Source organism: Clostridium sp., assembly GCF_051650885.1.
GTDB lineage: Bacteria > Bacillota > Clostridia > Clostridiales > Clostridiaceae > Clostridium.
Genome location: NZ_JBOFRG010000260.1, coordinates 1 through 6,622, shown reverse-complemented (window position 1 = coordinate 6,622; position 6,622 = coordinate 1). Strand labels below are relative to the sequence as shown.

General features: G+C 39.7%; 2 protein-coding genes. One reads left to right on the top strand and one right to left on the bottom strand.

The features are described from left to right. The first annotated feature begins 242 nt into the window (after positions 1 to 242). Positions 243 to 494 carry a hypothetical protein gene (locus ACRC28_RS12485; RefSeq protein WP_438543776.1) on the top strand — a complete coding sequence of 84 codons (252 nt, stop codon included), beginning with the start codon at positions 243 to 245 and terminating at the stop codon, positions 492 to 494. Positions 495 to 781: 287 nt separating this feature from the next. Here ACRC28_RS12485 and ACRC28_RS12480 read toward each other — a convergent pair whose 3' ends face one another. After that, entirely contained in the window at positions 782 to 6,565 is a 5,784-nt protein-coding gene (locus ACRC28_RS12480; protein WP_438543775.1) for a reverse transcriptase domain-containing protein, read from the bottom strand. Positions 6,566 to 6,622: the final 57 nt, after the last annotated feature.

Genomic DNA, 6,622 nt, shown 5'->3' with positions numbered 1-6,622 from the left:
TTGTCTTCAGAACGGTTGTATAAGAAACTCAAGGTCTGTGAGAGAGAAAACAAAAGGTTACAAAATCAATTGTTGGTTATAAAGATGGAGAAATCTGTTAATGAGAAAAATACTGCGGATATGATAAGTAAGTCCTAATAATGTAGATTCACTATATCTTGATCCATGAGTCTGTTGATCTTTTCTTCTTTTCTTTGTTATCTATTCTTTATCCAGAATATTTAGAATCCCGGGTTGAATGTTTGAAGCGTAAAAATAATAGGATCACGGAGAACGAAACTGATATAGCAAGTAAAGAAAATGTTGGACTAAATAAATCCGAGTCATCCAAAGGAAATAAACCTGTTGATAAAAATTCTTCATCGGAGAAAGGTAAACCCAAGGGAAAAGTATTCACAAGGAATGAGGAAAATCCAAATGAAAACTCGGGGTCGGTTGCAAAGAAATTCGCCAGTCGAACATCTCCCAGGAAAAACCCTTCCTTGAAGAAATGATCATCCCATTTTCATATGTGGAATTTCCCTCCTGTTGTGTATATGTAATAAATAGTCCTGCGAAATAATCTATGAATTGTTGGTTCATATATTTATGTATGATATATAATACCGATTGTAACACTATGAATTTATAATATATATATTTATGTGGAAATAATATATGATGAGTATTATATCTATAACGCAAAAACATTTTCTTTTATTAAATCATTATGCCAAAAATTCAACGCCCTTGTACTATACCATTTTTTATAGTATAGTCTTAGCTTTTAATAAAGAATGTTTCATACACATATCCCTGCAGGTGTGATATGTTGTCTTTGCTCAGTTAGTTTCTCCTGTAGCTTTTCTTTATTAAAATTTCGATTAAAGGCCCTAAGCTTGGTTTTGCATCCGTCAAGCTGCTCTTCCTGTACCCAACTGGTCTCGGTGTATCCTCTCCATCGGACGAGATACTCTTTATTGGTCCCCACATCTCTCCTATCCAGTATTTCTTCCACTTCAAAAGCTATTCCATCTTCATCCAGTATACCTTCCCATCTTTCCTCTTCTCTTATGAATTCAGGTGAACTGTCTGTGAATGGTGCTAATAGCGATACGTGGAAAACGGGGTGTATAATCCAGTCCCTAGGGAGCTTCAGGAGGTAAGCTACTTTTCCTATTTTCTGCAACACTTCATAGGGTCCAGCATAATTGGGTGTGAATTTTCGATTACCAGGCAGGTTAAGATTTCGGGTAGACAGCCATACCTTATCACCGACTTCGAATTGTACTTCGCGTCTCCCCTTATCCGCGTTTCTTTTCTGTCTTCTCTGTGCCAGGTAAATCTGCGCTGTCGCCCTCATCACAATTGATTGATACCATTTATCCATTACAGGTATGTCCCATGTTATATAGCCTTCATCAATGCCTCTTAGCGGTTTTTCTCCAATCATTACTTCAAATGGGCTCATACCCACACTTTCATGTCGCGCACAGTTATAGGCTAATTCCAGTAGTGGTAGGATGTCAATCCACTTAGTTTCATCTGTTTGTATATAACAACGCAACATTTGTTCTATAGTGCGATTTGTCCTTTCTGTCTGACCATCAGTCATGGGATGAAAGGCCGTGGACTTCTTCACTTTAATTCCCAGGTCTTCAGTGAATTTTTTCCAGCACACACTAGTAAATTTTGCGTCTCGATCACATACAATGTCGTCCGGTAAGCCATGATACGCCACGATCCTGCTCATAAAAAGTTTTGATATATCCTCAGAGTCATTGGTCGTACTACACGGGATAAAATGTGCCATCTTACTGAGTCTATCGACTACTACCATAATGGAATCGGTATCTTCTCCAACCAATGGTAGCCCCGTTATAAAATCCATAGATATACTTGCCCACCGCCTATTTGGTATATCCAATGGCTGTAATAATCCTGCATATCTCATGCTTATGCTTTTGCTGGTCCTACAGCGTATACACGAAGCAACATAATTTTTCGCATCTGCTCTCATCGAAGGCCAGTAATACACACCTGCTAAGCTTTCTATAGTTTTCTTCTCGCCCACATGTCCTGCCATTATGGAATCGTGGTGTGTGTATAATGCTCTTCTTCTGAACAGGTTAGGTTGCCAACTTGGTATACAGGTTCTCCATAGACCTAGTATCCTAACTTTTAATATATTATCGAAGAATTCATAGGTATCGGTACGATTTACTCCTTTCATTTCAACCTTATTTCCTTGAGCTTCTTTAATCCTTTTCATTATGATTGAGAAGTCTTCACATTTTTCTAATGCTATTACCCAATCTTTAGAACCAATACTCAAGTCCAATTCCCTATAAGCTTCGACTGTATCTTCTGGATCTTTTCTTATAATTAATGTTTTATCTTGATTTGCTGTTGTTATATAATTTTCAGGTTCCTCTATTTCATTTTCACTATCCAATAGTATTTCCAAATCATCTTCTTCAATGTCTTTTACTTCCTCTGGTGTTATCGGTTCGAAATCTAGTAAATATGATGATTGTTTATTTATTGGTTGTACATGTATTGACTTTGAAGGTTCCTCTATGATGGCATATAGTCCCGTAAGCTGATCATCTAATTTCATTTGAGCTTGTTCCCCCCGGTCTAATCCATCATTATTTAAATTGAATATTTCGCCGTCAGCTATGTCAACTGTCGCTTCAGCCTCCTCCTCCTCTCTTTTCTCTGGCGAGATGTTGTTGCTCTTTTTCATATCTGCAGGTATATCTGTGAATTTTTCTTGCCGGGAGAGAAAGTCTGCCAAACAGTTGGATTTGCCCGCTAAATGTTTCAACGTTAAATATGGGAAATCGGCCAAATAATCCAGGTATTTAGCTACTCTGTTGCGTACTTGTTTTGTTCTTGTAGGGTGTTGAAGGTACGTGAGTGCCTTGTGGTCGGTTTCCACGGTAACATGTGAATTTCGTAATAAGTGTTCCCATTGCTTTAATGCTGTAATAATGGCCAAAAACTCCTTATCATATACACAATAATTAAGTTGTGCTCCATTTAAACTTTTGCTCATGAAGCCTACAGGTTTATCTTCTTGAGATAATACTGCTCCGACAGCTGTTCCGGATGCATCTGTACGAAGTAGAAATGGTTTGGTACAATCTGGGATTTGTAAAGTAGTAAAATCAATTAGTGCCTGCTTAATTTTCTTCATCGCTTGACGTTGTTCTTCTCCCCAATTGAACGGTACGTCCTTTTTTGTTAATGCCCATAATGGAGCTGCGATGGTCGCAAAATGCGGTCCCATAAACATTTTGCAATAATTCACAGTCCCCATAAATTGTTTAACTTGTGTATCATTTTTCAGTTCCTCTGGCCAATGCCGTACAGCATCGATCTTGCTAGGAGATGGCCTTATTCCTTCCGAAGTGAGCTGAAATCCCAAGAATTCTAACTCCTGTACTGCAAATTTACACTTAGATATTTTAACATAGAATTTATGTTTCCGTAATTTTTCAAACACTCTCCGTAAATCAATAGCGTGTTGTTCCATTGTAGGTGAATAGACCAATATATCATCCAAGTAAGCTAATGCACATACATCGATTTCTTCGAATAGCATAATATTCATTAGTGCTTGGAAAGTACCGGGTGCTCCTCTTAAACCAAATGGCATTACCTTATATTCATAATGACCCATAAAGTTTCGAAATCCTGTTTTATGCATATCATCCGGTGCCATACGTATTTGGTGGAATCCTTGCTCCAAATCCATAGTAGAAAAAACTTTGGCGCCTTTGAGTTTTTCTATAATTTCCAAGATCGTTGGTGGAGGTAATTCCGAAGTAATTGTGATAGCGTTGAGTTGTCTGTAATCTATCACCATCCTGTATTGTTTTTCTTTTCCTTCTTCTGTCTTTTTAGGTACCATAATGCAAGGGGCGGCAAATTGACTATCCGTATAAGAAATTTTTCGAGACTTTTTGAGTTCTTCCATCTGTTGTTTTAACGCCGTCCGTTGTGGTAAAGGCAAATTGTATCTTGGCCCTAGAGGGGGAATTTTTCCTGCCACAGTGGGTATACCATGATCCAATTCCCTTTTTGGTGGTAGTCCAGGTGGTATGGTGTCGGGAATAGCGTCGTTAAATTCCAATACTATTTCGCTGATCGTATGAGGTATAACCAACGTGTTTAATTGTAGAAATTCCTTCAATTTGTCATCGCTGAATTCATAATCATTCTGTTCTCCCCAAATCCAGTTATCTTCTAGTACCTCAGTTACGTTGAAAGATTTGGGGGGAATTGGTCGACATAACATGCATTCTTCCTCCTCTTTCCTGATTTCTCTCATGTAGTATAGGGTTTCTAATGGGTTCTGTGGCTTATCGATCTTTAAGGTATTGTCCCCTTCCCTTTTAATTCGGTCCAAAATTTGGTCTATATCTATCCTCTTACGCATATTTCTGTGTTTCTGGTATTTTTTCCCTACAGGTCTTACATATTTTTGTCCCTCTTCCGGTTCTCTTTTGGCAATAGCTTTTTCAAGGCATCGGCGAGCTTCTAACGCGTCCTCTCTAGCATCTTCATCTCCCGCTGCCCCTGGTAACACTAGCATCTCACGAATAGTCATAACTTTTACAGGTAATTCGATCACTTTGTCCGAACGATATACAGTGAGTTTGTGCAGGCCCATTTCAAATCTGACCCTTTCTCCATGGCCCCATTTAAGGCCAAGTATCATATGTGCCGGTCCTTTATCCAAGATGACAAAGTCCGCTCTGCATACAAACGTCCCTATTGTCAACTTTACCTGAGAAGCTATTCCATTGGTACATATGGTATGTCCACTAGACGTGATAACTTTGGATACTGGTGATTGTTTGGTCGTGGGTATTTGCAGGTGATCCGCTCCCTTTTGTGTTAGAAAGTTCGATGAAGCTCCACTGTCTAATAAGGCATAAACCGCTTGTCCATTGACCATTACCTTGATTCCCACCAACTTATGTGTGTCTATGGTTTCTTGTAAGGGTGATGAGTCTTCTTCTGTCACTGGTTCTGTTGTGTCTGGAGGTGTTAGGGTGTTGGGTGGTCCTCTGATCTCTTCGATTATGGTGAATAGGGTCTCCATATTTTTTGAAGGTGGATTTGCTGGATTCCTTCTCCATCCCCATTCGGAGTGTCCCTGTCTTGGAGGCCTACCAGGACAGTCCTTCTCTGCTTCTCCTGTTTGGGGTGTTGGAGTTTTCCTATCCACTAAGTTTTTATCTTCTAAGCTTATGTAATTAAGTTGTGGGGGTGGGGGATTTACCGTGTTAGGTTGTGGTTTCACACTTTTATTTCCATCTTTATTTTCTTGCTGTGGCTGCGGTTGGAATCTTAGGTGTGAGGGAATTTTATAACATTGTGATGCCATGTGTCCTATTTTACCGCAAAATTGACATTGTACTCCTCGTGGTGGGAAATTAGTGGCCTGCCCCGGTGTGCTATATGGGGGGGAGTTGTTGATGGGTATGGCATTGGCGTTGCTTGCAGGGTTTGTAGGGATCCTTTGGGGTGCATTCTTGTAAATGGGTGCAGGGTTTGTGTTAGTTGTTGGGTTGGCTGGGTTAGTATTCTGAACGATCTGTTGACCGGATTTATTCATAGCACAATCAACTGCTTTATGTCCTGTATTTTGACATATATAACATCTGGCACCCTTGTTCTTTTCTGGTGTCTCCGTGGGTTTGTCCTTAATATCCTTTTTCTTACTATAATCTCTCTCCATGCGTAACTTCAGTTCGGCTCTATCTGGATGATAATTATACCTGCAGCATAACGTAGCATAAGATTCACGCATTTTATTTTCCCATTCTTCGTATGTAGCATATTCTTGCCCATCCACCATGTCAGCAATTTCTCCTTGTACTCTTCTCCTTATGACCGAAAGGAACCTGCCTTCGTCGATCGAAGTTGGGCTATTGATAAGTATGGCTCGTGCGTCCCGAAGGAAAACATTCACATTAGGATTCCACTTAAGGTTTGAAGCTTTTTCCAATATATCATTTTCTCCTTCTCCCGGATACCACCTGATCATTTTGCTCTTGAAATCAGCCCAAGTCCTAGGAATATCCTTTTTGCTGACATTACCATATTTATTGAATGGTCTGGCTAAAGCCATAGGCATATAGGAGACTGCTGTATTTATCCATTCTGATTCAGGGATCTTAGCGGAGGTCATCGCAAGTTCTACATAAAACAACCAATCTTCTACTTGTGCCACCGAGAATTCGGGTATAGGCAAGCGCCTATATGGATTATGCATAACCTCAGCCCTTCCACCTGATGGTGTTTCGAAGGTAACCCTCCGTCCTAGCATTTCACTGCCTTCTCTACTAGCCGTAGGAGAGAATTCCTGATCCCGATGATCGAAGTTATATGAAAAACATGTATTATTAGAACTAGTAGCTCTTCTTTTATCTTCTTCTGAACAGACCGACATTTTGTCCATTGCACATCGTCTTTCTTCTTGTGCTTTATGCAGCGAGACACGTAAGGTAGTAATCTCTAGATCCTTTTCCAGAAGAAGTTTATTTTCTTCTGTAGACAGAACTCCCATCTTGTTCTGTAATTCTTCCCTCTTTTTCTCCGAAGTATATAATTGTAAGGATAACTC

Bases quoted from the DNA above. Each gene is read 5' to 3' on its own strand.
- ACRC28_RS12480 (WP_438543775.1), bottom strand. From the start codon at position 6,565: ATGGGAGTTCTGTCTACAGAAGAAAATAAACTTCTTCTGGAAAAGGAT.